Annotated in this window: 16 protein-coding genes; 5 read left to right on the top strand and 11 right to left on the bottom strand. The window is 70.1% G+C overall.

Translation table 11 applies throughout. The features are described 5' to 3' along the window. Window positions 1-12: 12 nt before the first annotated feature. Complete coding sequence (locus Aco04nite_RS01625) at window positions 13-918, bottom strand: SIS domain-containing protein (protein WP_212995407.1); 906 nt, start codon at window positions 916-918, stop codon at window positions 13-15. A 170-nt stretch (window positions 919-1,088) separates the two neighbouring features. Between Aco04nite_RS01625 and Aco04nite_RS01630 the strand changes: the two genes are divergently transcribed. From Aco04nite_RS01630 to Aco04nite_RS01645, 4 genes are all read left to right on the top strand, one after another. After that, window positions 1,089-1,874 (top strand): DeoR/GlpR family DNA-binding transcription regulator, encoded by a 786-nt coding sequence (locus tag Aco04nite_RS01630; protein WP_203843219.1) that lies wholly within the window; start codon window positions 1,089-1,091, stop codon window positions 1,872-1,874. Further along, window positions 1,871-2,743, top strand: a complete 873-nt coding sequence (locus Aco04nite_RS01635; protein ID WP_244875670.1) for an aminoglycoside phosphotransferase family protein — start codon at window positions 1,871-1,873, stop codon at window positions 2,741-2,743. Before Aco04nite_RS01630 ends, Aco04nite_RS01635 begins: the two co-directional genes overlap by 4 nt. Before the next feature lie 194 nt (window positions 2,744-2,937). After that, a complete protein-coding gene (locus Aco04nite_RS01640) occupies window positions 2,938-3,444 on the top strand; it encodes a DUF4365 domain-containing protein (protein ID WP_212995408.1) in 507 nt (168 codons plus the stop codon). A 125-nt stretch (window positions 3,445-3,569) separates the two neighbouring features. Further along, complete coding sequence (locus Aco04nite_RS01645; RefSeq protein ID WP_244875671.1) at window positions 3,570-4,601, top strand: hypothetical protein; 1,032 nt, start codon at window positions 3,570-3,572, stop codon at window positions 4,599-4,601. On the opposite strand, the gene Aco04nite_RS01650 is transcribed toward Aco04nite_RS01645, so the two are convergent. From Aco04nite_RS01650 to Aco04nite_RS01665, 4 genes are read right to left on the bottom strand one after another with little or no spacing between them, the layout of a single operon-like run. Next, a complete protein-coding gene (locus Aco04nite_RS01650) occupies window positions 4,598-5,170 on the bottom strand; it encodes a TetR/AcrR family transcriptional regulator (RefSeq protein WP_212995410.1) in 573 nt (190 codons plus the stop codon). The genes Aco04nite_RS01645 and Aco04nite_RS01650 overlap by 4 nt on opposite strands. A 22-nt stretch (window positions 5,171-5,192) precedes the next feature. Continuing rightward, window positions 5,193-6,056, bottom strand: a complete 864-nt coding sequence (locus Aco04nite_RS01655; RefSeq protein ID WP_212995411.1) for an ABC transporter permease — start codon at window positions 6,054-6,056, stop codon at window positions 5,193-5,195. After that, window positions 6,053-8,746, bottom strand: coding sequence for an alpha/beta fold hydrolase (locus Aco04nite_RS01660; RefSeq protein WP_212995412.1), 2,694 nt, complete (start codon window positions 8,744-8,746; stop codon window positions 6,053-6,055). Before Aco04nite_RS01660 ends, Aco04nite_RS01655 begins: the two co-directional genes overlap by 4 nt. Before the next feature lie 45 nt (window positions 8,747-8,791). Beyond that, the gene (locus Aco04nite_RS01665) at window positions 8,792-9,415 is read right to left on the bottom strand and encodes a hypothetical protein (RefSeq protein ID WP_212995413.1); all 624 of its coding nucleotides are present in this window, start codon (window positions 9,413-9,415) and stop codon (window positions 8,792-8,794) included. A gap of 72 nt (window positions 9,416-9,487) precedes the next feature. On the opposite strand from Aco04nite_RS01665, the gene Aco04nite_RS01670 reads away from it, so the two are divergent. Then, window positions 9,488-11,743: an AAA family ATPase gene (locus Aco04nite_RS01670; RefSeq protein ID WP_244875672.1), complete on the top strand. Its 2,256-nt coding sequence runs from the start codon at window positions 9,488-9,490 to the stop codon at window positions 11,741-11,743. A 5-nt stretch (window positions 11,744-11,748) separates the two neighbouring features. On the opposite strand, the gene Aco04nite_RS01675 is transcribed toward Aco04nite_RS01670, so the two are convergent. The 6 genes from Aco04nite_RS01675 to Aco04nite_RS01700 form a co-directional block, all read right to left on the bottom strand. Continuing rightward, on the bottom strand, window positions 11,749-12,069 hold the full coding sequence (locus Aco04nite_RS01675; protein WP_212995414.1) for a DUF3263 domain-containing protein: 321 nt from the start codon (window positions 12,067-12,069) through the stop codon (window positions 11,749-11,751). Between the two features lie 101 nt (window positions 12,070-12,170). Beyond that, a complete protein-coding gene (locus Aco04nite_RS01680) occupies window positions 12,171-13,181 on the bottom strand; it encodes an ABC transporter permease subunit (RefSeq protein ID WP_212995415.1) in 1,011 nt (336 codons plus the stop codon). Continuing rightward, entirely contained in the window at window positions 13,178-14,176 is a 999-nt protein-coding gene (locus Aco04nite_RS01685) for an ATP-binding cassette domain-containing protein (RefSeq protein WP_212995416.1), read from the bottom strand. The genes Aco04nite_RS01680 and Aco04nite_RS01685 overlap by 4 nt, the downstream gene beginning before the upstream one ends. Window positions 14,177-14,359: 183 nt before the next feature. Next, window positions 14,360-16,030: a carbohydrate-binding domain-containing protein gene (locus Aco04nite_RS01690; RefSeq protein WP_212995417.1), complete on the bottom strand. Its 1,671-nt coding sequence runs from the start codon at window positions 16,028-16,030 to the stop codon at window positions 14,360-14,362. A gap of 8 nt (window positions 16,031-16,038) precedes the next feature. Next, window positions 16,039-16,785, bottom strand: a complete 747-nt coding sequence (locus Aco04nite_RS01695) for a polyphosphate polymerase domain-containing protein (protein WP_244875673.1) — start codon at window positions 16,783-16,785, stop codon at window positions 16,039-16,041. Continuing rightward, on the bottom strand, window positions 16,782-17,417 hold the full coding sequence (locus Aco04nite_RS01700) for a DUF4956 domain-containing protein (protein ID WP_244875674.1): 636 nt from the start codon (window positions 17,415-17,417) through the stop codon (window positions 16,782-16,784). Before Aco04nite_RS01700 ends, Aco04nite_RS01695 begins: the two co-directional genes overlap by 4 nt. Window positions 17,418-17,438 lie beyond the last annotated feature (21 nt).

Raw genomic sequence — 17,438 nt, forward strand, 5'->3', positions numbered from 1 at the left:
CGCCGCGTTGCGTCATGGCAGTACTACAGAACGGGTGACCCCTCGGGGGTGGTCGGGATCGAAGCCCTGGCTGGTCGCGAACAGGACGGCGACCCGCTGCGCCACGATCAGGTCGGCCATCGGGTCGAAGTCCTCGCCGGCACCCCAGTAACCGCCGTTGTGCTTGCTGTGCACGAAGCTCGCACCGGTCGCCTCGACCTCGGCCGCGAGCCCCTCGGGAACCTCGCCGAAGGCCCAGACGACCCGCCGGGACCGTGCGATCGCGATCGGGCCGTGCCGGTATTCGAAGGCCGGGTACGCCTCGGCCCACCAGCCGGCCGCCTCGCGGCACTTCAGCGCGGCCTCTTCGGCGAGCCCCACGGTCCAGCCGCGGCCCAGGAAGGTGATCTGTTCGGCCAGGGCGGGGTGTACGGGCAGAGGCAACCGAACCGCAGCCTCACCGTCCCGCGCCACGGCCTCGATGTCGGTGCCGAGGTGGGCCCGGAGCAGCGCGAGCGTGCTCGTGGCGAACCGCGTCTGCACCACGGAGAGCTCGTCGGCGAAGTCGAGCACGATCGCCTCGCCGGCCATCGCGACGGCCGGGGCTTCCGGGTCGGCGGTGATCACCGTGGTCGGCGTGCGGCCGTCGAGGGCGGCGAGCAGGTCGATGACCTCGGTGGTCGTGCCGGACCGGGTGATCGTGATGACGCGGTCGTAGTCGCGCCCGATCGGGAACTCCGAAGCCTGGTGAGCGTCGGTCTCGCCGTGGCCTGCCTGCTCGCGCAGGGCGGCGTACGCCTTGGCGATGAACCACGACGTGCCGCACCCGGCGACCGCCACCCGTTCACCCGGCGCGGGCAACACCGCCGAGTCGGCCATCTTGGCGGCCTGCCGCCAGCAGTCGGGCTGGCTGGCGATCTCCACCTTGACGTGACTCATCCAGTCCCTCTGGTGTGCTGCGCATATCCGCTCAGTAGGCGGGTCTTTCGAGCGTCATTCTGCGTGGAACAGCGGCGGCGACGCAACCTACGCGCAGGTGCCGTCTTTGCTACGGGGCCTTTCGAGCACTAATGTGCACAGACCTGACACGAAACGAGCAGGGAGAACCGGTGGACCGGTACGCGCGGTGGAATGCCCTGCTGGAGCTCCTGGCCGAGAGCGGCCGCGTCACGGTCGAGGACGCGGCGGACCGCCTGGAGGTCTCACAGGCCACCATCCGGCGCGACTTCGACCAGCTCGCCCAGCAACAGATGATCACCCGGACCCGGGGCGGCGCGGTCGCCAACGGCGTCTCCTACGACCTCCCGCTGCGCTACAAGAGCGCCAAGCACTCCGCGGAGAAGCAGCGCATCGGCGAGGCAGCCGCGATCCTGGTCACCCCCGGCACGGTCGTCGGCCTCAACGGCGGCACCACCATGACCGAGGTCGCCCGAGCCCTGGCCGTCCGCCCCGACCTCAACACCAGCGGCGAAGGCGCCCAGCTCACGGTCGTCACCAACGCGCTCAACATCGCCAACGAGCTCCTCGTCCGCTCCCGGATGAAGATCGTCGTGGCCGGCGGCGTCGTCCGCCCGCAGTCCTTCGAGCTGGTCGGTCCCCTCGGCGGCGCCCTGCTCAAGGAGGTGACCCTCGACATCGTGCTCCTCGGCGTCGACGCCCTGGACGTGGAGCTGGGCGCCGCCGCCCACCACGAGGGCGAGGCCGCCATGAACAGCCTGATGGTGGCCCGCGCCAAGAAGGTCGTCGTGATCGCCGACTCGTCGAAGCTGGGCGGTCACGCCTTCGCCCGCATCTGCCCCATCGGCAAGGTCGAAACCCTGGTCACGGATCTCAGCGCCCCCCAACAGGTCGTCGACCGCTTCCGCGACGCCGGGGTCGAGGTCATCTGCGCATGAAAATGCACAAGGACCAGCTCGACATCCCGATCCCCACGGTCGCTGCCCTGGTCGCGGCCCAGTTCCCGGCCTGGCAGACCCTGCCCGTACGCCCATTGCCCTCAACCGGCACCGTCAACGCCCTCTTCCGCCTCGGCGACGACATCGTCCTGCGCTTCCCGCTCCTACCCGCCGACGTCACCGAGCTGCGAACCGAGCAGGAAAACGCCCGGCACCTCGCTCCGCACCTCACCCTGCAGGTCCCGGAGCCCCTCGCCCTCGGCGAACCAGGCTTCGGCTACCCGGGGCCGTGGACGGCGTACCGATGGATCGCGGGCGACCCCGTCACCACCCTGACCGACCCGCAGTCCTTCGCCACCGACCTGGCAGCTTTCGTCACCGAACTCCACGCCATCGACACCGGCGGCCGCAGCTGGCCGGGCGAAGGCCGCGGCGGCCCACTGCACACCGAGGACGCCTACGTCCGCCAGATGCTCGCCGAATGCGCCACCCTGACCGACACCACCGCCCTGGCCCGCATCTGGTCCGACTGCCTGGCCGCCCCCGCCCACCCCGGTCCGGCCGTCTGGCTCCACGCCGACCTCATGCCCGGCAACCTCCTCACCCGCAACGGCTCCCTGGCAGCCGTGATCGACCTCGGCGCGGCCAACATCGGCGACCCGGCCGTAGACCTGATGCCGGCCTGGAACCTCCTCCCCCCGAAGGCCCGCCCGACCTACCGGAAGGCGTCATCGGCCGACGACGCCCGCTGGCAACGAGGCAAGGGCTGGGCCCTCATCCAAGCCATCGGAGCCCTCCCCTACTACCAGGTCACCAACCCAGCCATGGCTGCCACCGCCCGCCACACCCTCAACGCGCTACTCGAATAGCCCGGGTGCCAAGCGTTTGGCGGCGCTGTCCACCATCTGGAGCCATCTCGGTATCAGCCGCTCGGTGAGTGCCATGTGAGCAATCCTGCAGAGGTCAGCTCTGCGAGCGGAGCGGCTGCGCGAAGCACTGGAATTCACGCTTCTTGACGCGCGGTATAGTACGCACGTTCGACAGCGGAAGGTGGCGCACGAAGGTGAACGCTAACGTCCATCAGGGCTTGCACGGCGAGGGCTTCATCTTCGCGTTGGCAAGCGCCGCTGGGCTGACCACCAGCAGGATGAACCTGGATGTGGATGGCGTTGACTGGCAGATCGCCGCGTCCGGTCCCAGAGGTACGGTCAGGTCGCCGAAGATTGAATGCCAAGTCAAGTCGAAGTCGGCCCCCGACCTCCGGGACGAGCACTACCGCGTTCGCCTGCCGATCGAGAGCTATAACAAGATCGCCGGGGAGGGATTTCAGATCCCTCGGTTCCTCTTCGTCGTCGTTGTTCCGGTGGAGGCGTCCGACTATGCGGCTTGCCGTCATGAAGGCATGACGCTAGGTAATGCGGGCTACTGGCTTGCGATGGCACAATTCGCACCCCAGTCTGTCGAGGAACATGGCAAGAGCATCGTGCTCGACGTGCCGAAGGCGAATCTGCTGACGCCGGTGACGCTGCGGGCACTGTTGATAGGGGATCTGGAGGGGGCGGTCGCGTGATTGACGTACAGGTCACCGATCGGGCTGCTCTTGCTGCCCGGTCCCCGATCGAGCTGGCAATGTATCTCCGTGCGCACGGTTGGACGACCCGGGACCGAGGCGTGGTCAGTGTCCAGTGGGTAAAGATGGTTGAGGGCGACGAGTTCGAGGCGGTTCAGCCCGTCGACTCGAGGCTTCGGGATTACGGTCTGCGGGTCCTGGACATTCTGCGCACCCTTGCGGTGGTCGAGGGGCGTTCCGAGCTGGAGATACTTCGCGACATCTCCACCGTGTCCATGGATGTGCACAGCGTTCGTACTTTCCCCACCGATCGTTCGCCGGGCATGATCGGGCTGGACGACGGCGTCCAGGCGTTCGAGAGCCTTCGTAATTTGATTCTTGCCGCGGCCTATTCGGTCAGTGCGGAGCAACCGAAGGCCGTGCAGCCTGCCCGGAAGCCCGCTGAAGTGCTGCGATTCCTCAGGGATGTGCAAATCGGCCCGAGCACAGAGGGCAGCTTTGTCATCGCCGCGCATACGCCCATCCCGCCGCGTCTGACCTCAGGCGACGATGTGGGCGCGCTGGCGCCATCCGAGCCCTTCGAACGACGGGTTTCTCTCCGGGTGTACGAAGCGGTCCAAGCGGCGCACAGTGCCGCCAACGCTGCACTTACCAGTGTTGATGGCCTGGACGCCTTTACGGCTTCGATCAGGCAAGGCGTCAGCGCCAATCTGTGCGAAGCCCTGGTGGGATTGGGCGGCGAGGCAGGGCATCCGTTCGAGCTGGATCTGTCGCTGGCCGCGTCGAGGCCGTTGCTGGGCCGGACACTGGGCCCCGTCCGGTTCCGGCACGATCACCTTCCAGTGCTGCAGGCTGCCGCGCAGGAGTTGCGTGAGCGCATCGCCGAGGAGTCCGTAGCGGTGATCGGCAACGTGGTGCGGTTGCACCGCGAGGGGTCGGGGCCGGGTGAGATCAGCGTCGCCGGTTCCGTCGAGGGCGAGGATCGGCTGCGCCGGATCTGGATGGATCTCGACGCCGATGACTACGGCCGGGCGACGCGTGCCCATGAGCAGATGCTGAACGTCTCTGTGCGGGGTGATCTGGTCCGGCGGGGCACCCGGCTGGTGCTGCGCAATCCTGGCGGCTTTCGGATCGTGCCTGGCAGCGAGAACGACTAGAGCGGTTCCGCGGTGATGGCGCGCAGGGATTTCAAGGTTTCGTCGACGAAGCCGGTCAGGGGCTGGTCGTCGGGGGCCGCGAGCCAGCGTTCGATGGCGACGTTGAAGGCTGTTACCGCGATGCGGGCGGCGACCGTGGCGGTCAGGTTGTCGAAGCCTCGGGTTTGGAAGCCTTCGGCGATGGCTTCCCACATGGCGGAGAGTTTGCGGAGTTCGCGTTCGCGGAGGCCTTCGTCGGACTGGACGACGGCCTGGCGGGCTTTCAGCCGGGCGCGCTGGCCCTCGAAGGCGGTGGTGGCCATGGTGTGCAGGCCGTGGGCGATGAGGGCCATCGGGGTGAGGTCGGGTGGGGCTTCGGCGACCATGCGGGCGACCTTCGCCGGGTATTCGTCCTCGCCCGCGAAGAGGACCTCGCGCTTGTCGGCGAAGTGGCGGAAGTAGGTCCTGGTGGTGAGGCCGGCGCGGGCGGTGATCTGCGGGACGGTTGTCTCGGCGAAGCCCTGCTCGGTGAAGAGCTCGAGGGCGGCCTTCTCCAGGCGTTCGCGCGCGTCAGGTTGCCATCGAGCCATCCGCCCAGTCTAAGAAGTCCCGCTACGAAGTCACGTCCTTGCGGGTGAAGCGGAAGAAGGCCACGGACCAGAAGAGGGTGGCGTAACAGACCGCGGAGATGGCGCCCTTGACCACGTCGTCGGTCTGCATCGGGGTGGAGAGCAGGCCCAGCCAGGCGTCGCTGTAGTGGGTGGGGAGGAAGTTGCGGATCGAGCCGAGGGCGGTGATCTGGTCGAGGATGCTCGACAGGATCCAGAGCAGGACCGCGCCGCCGACCGCGCCGAGGGCGGCGTCGGTGACGACGGACAGCAGGAAGGCGAGGCCGGCGACGCCGAGCAGGACCACGGCGAGGTAGCCGAGGATGCCGAGGAGCCGGAGCACGCCTTCGCCGGCGGGGATCTCCGCTGACACCGTGCTGCCCAGGGGATGCCAGCCGTAGCGCAGGGTGCCCACCAGCAGGGCCGTGGTGGCCAGGGTGAGCAGGGCGGTCAGCGAGTAGCCGAGCGCGACGATCAGCTTGACGGCGAGGAGCCGGGCCCGCGGCACGGGGATGGCGAGCAGGTAGCGCAGGCTGCCCCAGCTGGCTTCCGAGGCGACGGTGTCGCCGCAGAACAGCGCGACGACGACCACCAGCAGGAAGCTGGCCGAGACGAAGATGCTGAACAGGGCGAAGTTCAGGCCGCCCGACGTGGCGAGATCGTTGAGCGACGAGAACGCCCCGCCGCCGTTGTTGTCATCGTCGCCCCCGCCGAACTCGAAGGCAATGAGGATGATCAACGGCAGCAGGACCATGAAACCCAGGGCCAGTTGGGTACGCCGTCGGCCCGCCTGCCGCCTGATCTCCGCCCGGATCGGCAGAGTGGCAGCGGGGCGGTAGCCCGCGGCTGGGGCCTCTGAAACGGTCATCGGTCGCCACTTCCTCGCGAGTTGTCGCCCACCAGGGCCAGGAATGCGTCTTCGAGGCGGCGGCGGGGCATGACCCGGTCCACGCCGATTCCGGCCTTGACCAGGGAAGCCACCACCTCCTCGCGGGGTGTGCCGTTCATGTCGACGATCAGGTGCGAGTCGCCGTCGGGGGTGACGCCGCGGACGCCCAGCCCGGCCAGGACCTTTGAGGCAGCGGCCACGTCGGAGACGCCGAGCTGGACCGAGGGGGATTCGCCGACGATGTCGTCGACCGGGCCGGCGGCCACGATCCGGCCCTTGTTGACCACGACGGCGTGGGTGCAGGTCTGTTCGACCTCGGCGAGCAGGTGACTGGAGACGAGGACCGCGCGCCCGTCGGTGGCGTAGCGGCGGAGCACCCGGCGCATCTCGGCGATCTGCGGCGGGTCGAGGCCGTCGGTCGGTTCGTCGAGGACCAGCAGGTCGGGCAGGCCGAGCATGGCCTGCGCGATGGCGAGCCGCTGGCGCATGCCGTGGCTGTAGTTCTTGGTGCGCCGGTGGACCGACTCGCCCAGTCCGGCGATCTCCAGCGCCTCGTCGAAGCGGGCGTCGGCGAGCGGGCGACCGGTGGCCTGCCAGTACGCCGTCAGGTTCTCGTACCCGCTGAGGTGTGGCAGGAAGCCGGGACCCTCGACGAGCGCGCCGACCCGGGACAGGATCGGCGCCCCGGGCACGAGCGGCTGGCCGAACACGAGCGCGTCCCCGGAGGTCGGCATGGTCAGGCCCATGAGTACGCGCAGCGTGGTGGTCTTGCCCGCGCCGTTGGGCCCGAGCAACCCGACGACCTGCCCCCGTTCGACCCGGAAGGCGACCTTCTCGACCGCCACGAACCCGTCGTCGTACGCCTTGCGCAGGTCACGCACGATCAGCGGGGTGTCGGCGTACTCGTCGACCTTGGCGGGAGTGCGACGGCGGGTGAGCAGCACGGTCAGGACGACGCCGGCGACGATGACCAGGAGCACACCGAGCAGAACCCAGCGCCAGATGACCTGCGGGTTGGCGATCGGGGTGCCGACCACGGTGGGCACGGTGACGACGGGTTCCACGGCGACGGTGTAGACCGTGGGGGTGGCCGGGGTGAAGAACGCCTGGTCGGAAGTGGCGACCACCACGCGTACGGTATGACCTTGATCGATGCGCCGGACGATCGCCGGGAGCGTCACGGTGACCGGTTGCGCAGCGCTGATCCCGGCCGGCAGGCCGGTGAGCCTGACCGGCGCGATCAGGCCACCGCTCAGCGTCTCGGCCCCGGTCGGGTCGACGTCGTAGAGCTTGACGAACACGGTCGCGGTGCCGGTCGGCGACGCGACGCGCAGCTTGACGCTGGGCGAGCCGGCGACCTCGACCGCGCTGGTCAGAGGCGTCGACTCGAATGTGGCGTGCTGGCCGGCCAGGTCACCGGCGGCGCCACCGAGCAGCGAGCTGAGCTGACCGCCGACACCCGGCAGCGACGAGAGCCCGGCCGGGTTGCCGTTGGGCGGCGCGGCGATGCGCTGCGCGGCGCCGGTCACGGACAGCGAAGTGCTCCCGGTTCCCGCTAGCCCCGGGTAACTGGGGTCGGAGTAACCGTTGGTAACCAGCCCCCGGTCGAGCGCACTGAATCCGGCGACCCGCGAGTAGGTGAAGCTGTTCGAGGGCGCCGCGCCCTCGCCCTTCACGTAGTGGTCGAGCCACTGGGCGGTCAGCGCGTGGGTCCGGTCCTGGTCGGTCTGCGGCCCGTCGCCACCGTCGTGGCCACCGGTGAACCAGGCGACCCGGACCGTGGTGCCGGTCGCGGCGATGCCCTTGGCGTTGGCGTCCGCCTCGGAGAGCGGGAAGAGCGTGTCGACCTCGCCCTGGATCAGCAGCGTCGGCGCCTTGATCTTGTCGAGCACGGAGGCCGGGCTCGACTTGGCCAGTAACGCCGTCGTGGCGGCGTCAGGCTCACCCGTTGTCGCCATCTTCAGATAGGCCGCGCAGACGTCCGCCGCGAATCGGCCGCAGGCGGGGTCGGAGCCTCCGGAGGAGGAGCCGAAGAACAGCCCCGCCCAGCTCTTCTTGAACACTCCCGAGGGGAAGAACGACGTGGTCAGGTTGTTCCAGGTGATCAGCGGGACGATCGCGTCGACCCGCTGGTCCACGCCGGCCAGCATCAGCGCCAGCGCGCCACCGTAGGAGCCGCCGACCACCCCGACCCGGGGGTCACCGGCCGCGTCGGTCCGCACCGACGGCTGCGCGGCGAGCCAGTCGAGCAGTCGCTGCGCGTCCTTGACCTCGTAGTCCGGGCTGTCCAGGTGGATCTCACCACCGCTGCGCCCGAAACCGCGGGCGGTCCAGGTCAGTACGGCGTATCCCCGGTCGGCGATCGACTCGGCGTCGTCGCTGACGGACTCCTTCGTACCCCCGAATCCGTGCGCGAGCAGCACCGCCGGAACCTTGTCCGAATGGTCTTTCGGCAGGTAGAAGCGGGTGTCAAGGGTGATCGGCTCGGTGCCCGAGGGCCCGGAGTTCACCGTGATCAGCTGGTCGGTGGCGGTCCAGGAGTGCCGTTCGGGCAGCGCGGCCCAGGTCACCAGCGCGGCCACGAGCACGAGGACCACGCCACCGGCTGTGGCCCGCCGCCGCGAGAGGCGGGGCAGGGCACGGCGCAGCCGGGTCGTCAGGGCAGACATGCGGGCAACGCTATCGGCGTGCCGCTGAGCATGAGCTGTGAACCGTCAGCAGCCCTGCTGATCGGTGAAGTAGAACTGGACCGTCTGGGCCTCGCCGACCATGATCGCGGCTACTTTGCCGTTGTCGATCCGGAACAACAGCGCGTTCTTGCCGTCGACGGTGTACCAGGCGCTCGCCCCGATCCAGTCGTCGAGCTGCTTACCCTTCGGATACAGGGCCTTGACCTGGTCGTACGCCGTGCCGACCTTGGCGCCGGCCTGCGTGCTGACCGCCGTGCTGGTCACGGTGACCCGCTTGAGCTTGCCGTCGCTGAACGCCAGCGCGGGGGTGTCGTACTTGCTCAGCCCCGCACTCGTCGCGCAGTCGCCCTTCTTCGTGACCTTGCCGACAAGCTTCGCCGAGGACAGATCCTTTTGCCCGACCCCGATGAGGTACGGCCCGAGCCCACCCGCCGCGAGCACCTCCGACGAGCCCTTGCCCACCGGAGCCTGCCCCTTCTTCGCCCCCGGAGCAGCGGATTCGGGCACCTCGGACACCGGCGCGGCGGACGACGCAGCCGGATCGGGGTTGACGAAGGCCCCCGCGTCCTTGTCGTCGTCCTTGGAACACGCGGCGACCCCGAGCAGGGTGATCGCGGCGACGGTGACTGCGGCGTAGCGGTGCCTCATGGCGGTGGGCCCTCCCGGCTGGGCTGACGGCGATAGCGTGTCAACTTAGTCCTCTCCCTGTACCCAGGCCGAATGGAAGGCTCGCCGGTGCCCGACGACCTCACGCTGACCGTGCACGAACGACCGGGGCAGCTTCCCCGCCGCGGCATCGTCCGGCTGCATCCGGAGGTGATGGCCGCGCTCGCCATCAATCCCGGCGATCCACTTCGGCTCACCGGCCGGCGGACCACGGCGGGCGTCGCGGCGCGGGCCGATGCGGGGGCGAGCCGTGCGGCGCTCTACGCCGACGATCTGACCATCGGCAACCTGCAGCTGCGCGATGGCGACGAGGTGACCGTGACGCCGCTGCCGGTGGTCGCGGCCCGCCGGGTCACGCTCGCCGGTCCGCCGGAGATCACCGCGGTGGTGACCGGGGAGATGCTGCGCCTGGCCCTGCTGGGCAAGGTCGTCACGGCCGGTGACGACGTCTCGCTGCTGCCGCAGGACGTACTGCCGCAGGCCGGGCATCGCGCGCTGATCGACGGCGTCCGCCGGAGCCTGGCCAACCGGGTGGGCTATCTCTGGACCAGTCAGCTCCTGCAGGTGGTCGAGGTCGAGGACGCCGAGGGTGCGCTGGTCACGATGGACACGGTGGTTGCCTGGCAGGGCACCCGTCTTTCATCGGTACGCCCGGAGCGGCCGGTCGCCGTCACCACGTGGGAGTCCGCGTCCATGGCTCCGCCGACTGATAGTCCAGGCTTGGGTAGCGGCACAGCGACGCCACCGCCCAGCATCGACGACCTGCCGGGGTTGCGTGCTCAGGCGCAGGAGCTGACCGAGCTGCTCGACCTCGGTTTCCACCACCGCGAGGTGCTCAACCGGCTGGGCACCACGGTCTCGCTCGGCGTGCTGGTCACCGGTCCGGCGGGCTCCGGCAAGTCGGCCCTGGTCCGCGCGGTCGCCGCCGGGGTGGGTGCGGAGGTCCGCTCGGTGTGGGCACCGGAGCTGGCGGCGCTGACCAACGACTCAGCGGCCACCCGCCTGCGTGACCTGGCCCGCGACCTCAAGGCGACCGAGCGCGGCGTGCTGCTGATCAGCGATGTCGAGGCGCTCGCCCCGCGCGAGGATCCCGGCCCGCTCGCCACCGTCTTCCGGCAGGTGCTCACCGATCTGGTCGGCTCCGGCGCGGCGGTGGTCTGCACGACGAGCCGCCCCGAATCCGTGGACACCTCGCTGCGCGCGCCCGACCTGCTGGCCGTGCAGCTCGCGGTGCCCCTGCCGGACACGTCCATGCGCAACGACCAGCTGCGGGTGCTGACCAGGGGCATGCCGCTGGCCGAGGACGTGCGCCTCGATGACGTGGCCGCCCGTACGCCCGGCTTCGTCGCCGCCGACCTGGGTGCGCTCGCCCGCGAGGCCGGGGTGCACGCGGCGCTGCGGCAGAAGGAGACCGAGTCGCCGACCGTGGCGATGGCCGACTTCGAGGCGGCGCTCGACGTGGTCCGCCCGACCTCGATGGCCGACTCCACGCTGGAGGTCGCCCACGTGACCCTCGACGACGTCGGTGACATGACCGAGGTCAAGGAGGTGCTCACCGAGTCGGTGCTCTGGCCGCTGACCTATCCGGACACGTTCGCCCGGCTCGGTGTGCAGCCGCCGCGCGGAGTGCTGCTCTACGGCCCGCCCGGGTGCGGCAAGACGTACCTGGTCAAGGCGATCGCGGGTACGGGTAAGGCGAACGTGCTCTCGGTGAAGGGCGCCGAGCTGCTCAGCAAGTGGGTCGGCGACAGCGAGCGCGCCGTCCGCGAGTTGTTCCGCCGGGCCAGGGAGGCCGCGCCGACGCTGATCTTCCTGGACGAGGTGGACGCGCTCGCCCCGACCCGCGGCCAGGCCACCGACGGTGGCACGACCGACCGGGTGGTGGCGGCGCTGCTCACCGAGCTGGACGGCGTGGAGTCGCTGCGCAACGTGGTGGTGATCGGCGCGACGAACCGTCCCGACCTGATCGACCCGGCGTTGCTGCGCCCGGGCCGGTTGGAGCGCCTGGTCTTCGTGCCGCCGCCGGACGGCGAGGCGCGCGCGGCGATCCTGCGCGCGTCGTCCAAGTCCGTGCCGCTGGACGAGGCGGTCGACCTGGACGCGCTCGGCGCCGACCTGGAGGGCTTCTCCGCGGCGGACTGTGCGGCGCTGATCCGTGAGGCGGCGCTGGCGGCGATGCGTCAGTCGCTCGACGCCACGACCGTGACCGCCGAGCACGTGGCGAGCGCGCGCAAGCGGGTGCGGCCGTCGCTCGATCCGGTGCAGGTCGCGTGGCTTGAGGCGTACGCGTCAACGCACTCTGCCGGGTAGCCGGACTAACGACGGCGGGTGCGGGCCCGGGTTGATCGCAGGCGCCGGAGCCGGCCGATCAGGACCGGGTCGTGCTCCAGCGCCGCCGGGTTGTCCAGCAGCCCGTTGAGCAACTGGTAATAGCGGGTCGACGACAGAGCGAACGCGTCCCGGATCGCCTGCTCCTTGGAGCCGGCGTGCTTCCACCACTTCTGCTCGAACGCGAGGATCTGCAGCTCACGGTCGGTGAGAGCGGGCGCGGGCTCCGCCTCCTCGCGGGGGGCGGGCACCTGCTGCGACTCGGTGGAGGCGGCTTGCTGTGGCTCGGTGGAGGCGTCGGGTTGCATGAGGATTCCTCGCAGATGGTCGGCGAGCACACACGAAAGGGGGACCGTCGTAATCCTCGCAGCCGACGATCCCCCGCGCGCGCCTTCCAGGGCAAATTACTTCACGTGATGTCTCGGCTACGCATAGTCCACATTGCGATACCGACCACGACCACCAGCAACGCGATCAGCCCGCCACCCGCCGCGTGCCAGGTGAGATCGAGGGTGTTCGGCTCGCAGCCGTTGTTGCCGGAGAAGTTGCAGGAATTCCAGTCCGTGATCGTCACGGTCTTGTCCATCCACGCCGTCGCCCACGAGGTTGCGAGCACCACCTCGGCGAACCGTACGTTCGCCATGGCCAGCACGATGTAGAGGCCGAACTGGAGCAGCACCACCACACCGACCGCGACGCCCATCGCGACCGCCGTGTGCCGGCCGATCGAGGCGAGCCCGAAGCCGACCGCGCCGGCGACCAGCACCAGGGCCAGCCCGCGCAGTTCCATCAGCACGATGGACTGCCAGGCTCCCGAGGTCATCGTGTCGAGCGAGCCGCGCAGATTCGCGATCAGGGCGAACACGCCGGTCCAGGCAGCCATGAGCACGATCGTGAACCCGGTCAGCAGGCTGAGCAACGCGCCGATCTTGGTGCTCAGCACCTGCAGCCGCCGGGGCCGCCAGAGCAGCAGGTTCATCATGCCGCCGCTGGCCCACTCGGCACCCACGAAGGACGCTCCGATCACGAACGCCGCCACCGCCACGATCGCGGCCAGCGCGGTGATCATGTTCGGGAACTGCTCGCGGAAGTCGAACGTGGCCGGCATGTACCACGCGGCCTGGAAGTCCGACGTCTGCGGCTGGTAGACGTCGTCGCAGTTCGTGGGCCAGTTGGACGCGTCGGGCGTACCCTGGGCTGCCACGCAGGTCTGCTTGTCCGTCGCCGACTGCCGGACCGCGGCCTGGAACTCGCTGTCGGCCTTCGCCTGCGCCGCGGCGATCGTCGCCGGGGTGTTCTTCTCGTTGGTGAAGAACATGCCGACCGCGATCGCGATCAGCACGAGGATCACGCCACCCAGCAGGAACTTCGTGAACCGGCGCTTGCCCAGCCGCCGCGTCTCCGCCGTGTAGAGGCTCATCGTCCCCACCCGCCGCTCTGTGCCGGGGCGGTCCCCGACATCACCGTCTGGTCCACCTGGCGGTTCTCACCCTGGACGGGCGCGGTGCCGGTCAGCTCCAGGAACACGCTCTCGAGGTCGGCGGTGACCGGGCTGAGCTCGCTCACGTAGACGCCGCGCTCGGCCAGCGTGCGGGTGACCGCGCTCGGCTGGGCCAGCCCCGAGACCATCAGATGGTCCGGCTCGACGACGACCTGGGCGCCGGCGTCCCGCAACGCCGCTGCCGAAGAGGTGAGGTCGGAGACGGCTTCCAGGCGTACGCGCAGCGAAGTGGAAGCATGCGTGGCAAGCACCTCCGCCACCGAACCCGCGGCGACCCGCCGTCCGGCCGCGATGATCGTGACGGAGTCACAGATCAGCTGGATCTCGCCCAGGATGTGGCTGGAGAGCAGCACGGTCATCCCGCTCTCGGCGAGACCGGCCATCAGCCCGCGCATCTCCCGGATGCCACCCGGGTCGAGCCCGTTCGCCGGCTCGTCCAGGATCAGCAGCTTCGGATTCTTGAGCAGCGCGGACGCGACCGCCAGCCGCTGCTTCATGCCCAGCGAGTAGGTCTTGACCCGGTCCTTCGACCGGTCCCGCAGACCGACCAGCTCGAGGACCTCGAAAACCCTGGTCCTGGGTACGCCACCCGCGTCGGCGAGCAGCGACAGCGTGTCCTGAGCGGAGAAGTTCCCGAAGAACTGCGGGCTCTCGACGATCGCGCCGACCGAGCCGGCGACCTCGGGCAGCGCTTGGGGCACCTCCCGGCCGAGAATCGACATGCGCCCGCCGTTGGGCCGGATCAGACCGAGCAACGTACGCAGCGTGGTGGTCTTGCCGGAGCCGTTGGGGCCGAGGAAGCCGTGCACCTGTCCCGCCTCGACGACCATGTCGAAGCCGTCCAGCGCCTTCCGCACCCCCTTCCGGCTGCGGTAGGTCTTCTGCAGACCCGCTATCTCCAGGACGGCACTCAAGCCGGTCCTCCTTGCTCGGTCGACGATGACCTGCGTCACCCTATGCACCCCGCGCCACCTCGCCGAGGTCCCGCGCCGACTCGAGCCGAGAAGCGGTACGACCAGCTGTCACCTGCGCCTTTGATCCCCCGCTGGGGACGGCGCCGGCCCGGCCGCCGCGTGCAGGCGGCCGGGCCTACGGTGTCAGGCGCGGCCGGAACCGGCCGTGACCGTGGCGATCAGGGTGCCGGAGAGGGTGCCTCCGGTGTAGAGGCCGCCGCCGACCGCGGTGCCGCTGACCGAGCCGCCGGTGTAGACGCGGTACTGCGTGCCGCGGGTGACGGTGGGCAGGTCGAAGATCACGCCCTTGAGTACGCGGGTCGAGGTGAAGGACGCGAGCTGAGTGCCGGACGTGGTGGCCAGGTGGAAGACCGTGCCGGCGGGCTGGTTCGCGGAGAAGGAGTACGCCACCCAGCCCTGGCCGCTCGTCGGCAGGGTGCTGGTCGACGCGGTGAGGCCGGTGGCCACGATCGTGCCGCCGGTCATCGTGAGCGCGCCGTTGGAGTCGAGACCGCCCTCGCCGCCGCCGCGGGTCGGTGAGCCGTTGGCCACCACGACGCCGCCGGAGATGGTCAGGACGCCGTTGCTGTCCAGGCCGTCCGTGCCGCCGTTCACCGTGACGACGCCGCCTGTCACCCTGATGAAGGCGTAGGGGGCGTTCTGCATCTCGGGCACGCCCTCCTCCGCCGCGTTGACGGCGTCGTCGGTGGCGGTGACCGTGATGGTGCCGCCGGCGAGGGTGGTCTGCATGGCTTCCAGGCCCTCGTACGACTTGGTGACGGTGACCGTGCCCGCCGAGACGGTCAGCGCGGTGTCGGCGTGCACCGCGTCGTCGCCGCTCGCCGCGGTCACCGTGCCGCCGTCGATGGTGATGTTCGCGTTGGAGTGGATGCCGTCGTCCGACGAGTTCACGTTGACGGAGCCGTCGCTGACCACGACGAGGACGCCGCCCTTTACGCCCTTGGTCGAGGCGGTGCCGGGGGTGGTGCCGCTGCCCCCGCCCGTGGTGGCGGTGAGTGCGCCGCCTGCCACGATCACGTCGGTGGTGGCGTCGATACCGTCGCCTGTGGCGGTGAGTGTGCGGGTGCCGGCGCCGAGGTAGACGTACCCCTTGGTGGTGTCGGTGGCATCGTTCGACTTGATGGCGTCGCCCCCGGCGGTGATGCGCTGGGTGCCGCCGGTCAGCACGACGTAGTCCTGGCCGCGGATGCCCTCGTCGGCGGCGGTGACGGTGAGCGCCCCGGCATCGATGACGAGGCCGTCCTCGGTGGCGATGCCGTCGGCGGCGTTTCCGCGTACGGTCAGCGCGCCGTTGCCCGTGAGGGTGAGGTCCGCCTCGCTGAACAGAGCCGCGGTCTGGCTCTGCCCAGCCGCGTCGGTGAGGCTGTTCGTCGTGCCGTCGGGCAGCACCACCATGACCTCGTCGGCAGCGGTCACCGCCAGGGGTGCCGCCGTCGAGCTGGTGATGCTCGCGTTGTTCAGGATCAGCCGCACGATGCCGGTGCCCGTGCTGTTCACGACGATGCGCCCGTTGGTGAGGGAGCCCGCGAAGCGGTACGTACCCGCGGCGGTGATCGTCACGGTGCTGCCGCTGATCGTGACGCCGGGGCCCGCGGACGTGGCGCCCGTGCCGGTGAGCGTGACCGCCACTTCGTCCGCGGTGTTCCAGGTGTGGTCCGCAGCGTCGTCGTGATCCGGGGCGTTCGCCGCGAGCGCCTGGGCGGCGGCCGGTCCGGCGGCAGCCGGCGCTGCTGTCGTGGGGACCACCACGAGAGTGGCCAGGAGGGCGGCCATGGGGACGAGGGTCTTGCGCATCGTTACTCCTACTCGGTGGGGGTGAAGTGGCGCCGGAGGAGGCGGCGCCACGGTCCTGAGGGGAGGTGCGGGCGCAGCGCGGCGAGGCCGGTCGCGTACTTCGAGATCGCGATGGGCCGGTGGCCGTGCGCCCAGAGCAGCCGGTCGGCCTCGGCCGCCGCCGCGAGGGTCTTGGTCTCGACCACGACGAGATCCGGCAGGCTGAGCTCCGCGGCGCCGCCGAGGTCGGCCCAGTTGAGGCCCACGTCGATCGTCAGGCGGCTCTGTGACCTGGGCATGAACAGCGTTGCCCGGTGGTAGTCGGTGGCCAGCACCGGGCCCAGATCGCCCGGTTCGGCGCCGAGCAGGCCGTCCACGAACCAGCGGCCCGGGGTCACGTCGTGGTGGTCGTCGGGGGGATGCGGGAGCCGGGACTTGGCGGTGCCACCCCGGCCCGCCTCGGTCTTGACCTCCAGCCAGCACGCGCCGGAGTCGACGTACGTCCGGGTGCGCACCTTGAACCGGCGGCGCCGGCGCAGCGCGGTGAGCCGGTAACTGGTCAGCTCCGGGGTATCGAAGTAGACCGAGGCGTAGCGGAAGAGCCGCAGCCCTTCGATGTCCAGCGCCCGGGCGCCCCGGGTCAGCTCCGGCAGCAGTGCGTGCAGGTCCGCGCGGCGGAGCACGTACTTGCGGTCGCGGCGGGTCATCAGCGCGGCCCGGTCGGTGAGCTCGGCGAGCCCGATCGGGGGCAGCCGGTCGAGGGTCTCCGCGATCACTTCGCCACCGCCCTCTCCCGGACCGGCAGGGCGGACCGGGCCGGGAGGGAGTAGCGGACCTCGACGACGGTGGTCTCGGTGACCAGGTCGACCCGCTCGACCGTGGCGGCGTGCACCCGCCCGCCGAGGAGCTGTTCGAGCCGCGCGACCAGGGCGGTCTCGTCCGTGATGGCCTCGTCGAGCACCACCGTCTGCCGCCGGTAGCTCCGGAAGACGCGGGGGTGATCGCCGACGTACATGACCGCGATGACGAGCGCCATCAGCGACGGGGCGAGCCAGAACGAGTCGCCGCCGAGCGGCCCCAGGATGCCCAGCGCCAGCGCGGAGAAGTAGTACGCGACCTCGTGCTGGTCCAGCTCCGTCGAGCGGAGCCGGATGATCGACAGCACCCCGAACAAGCCCAGCCCGAGCCCGGCCCCGACGGTGCTGGAGGTCAGCGACCCGGCCACCGCGAGCACGCCGACGTTGACGCCGAGGAACGCGGTGATCAGGTCGCGACGCCGGTGCCGTGGGAAGTAGAGGCCGAAGACCAGGACGCTCACAGCGACCAGGTCGATCAGGAACAGCGTGAGCCGGGCCATCGGCGCCTCCAGTGCGGTGGCCGCTCGGTGAACGAGCGGCAAACAATCCATGACTTTCAATGGAGGCTAGAG

The organism is Winogradskya consettensis, assembly GCF_018332715.1.
GTDB classification, from domain to species: Bacteria; Actinomycetota; Actinomycetes; order Mycobacteriales; family Micromonosporaceae; genus Actinoplanes; species Actinoplanes consettensis.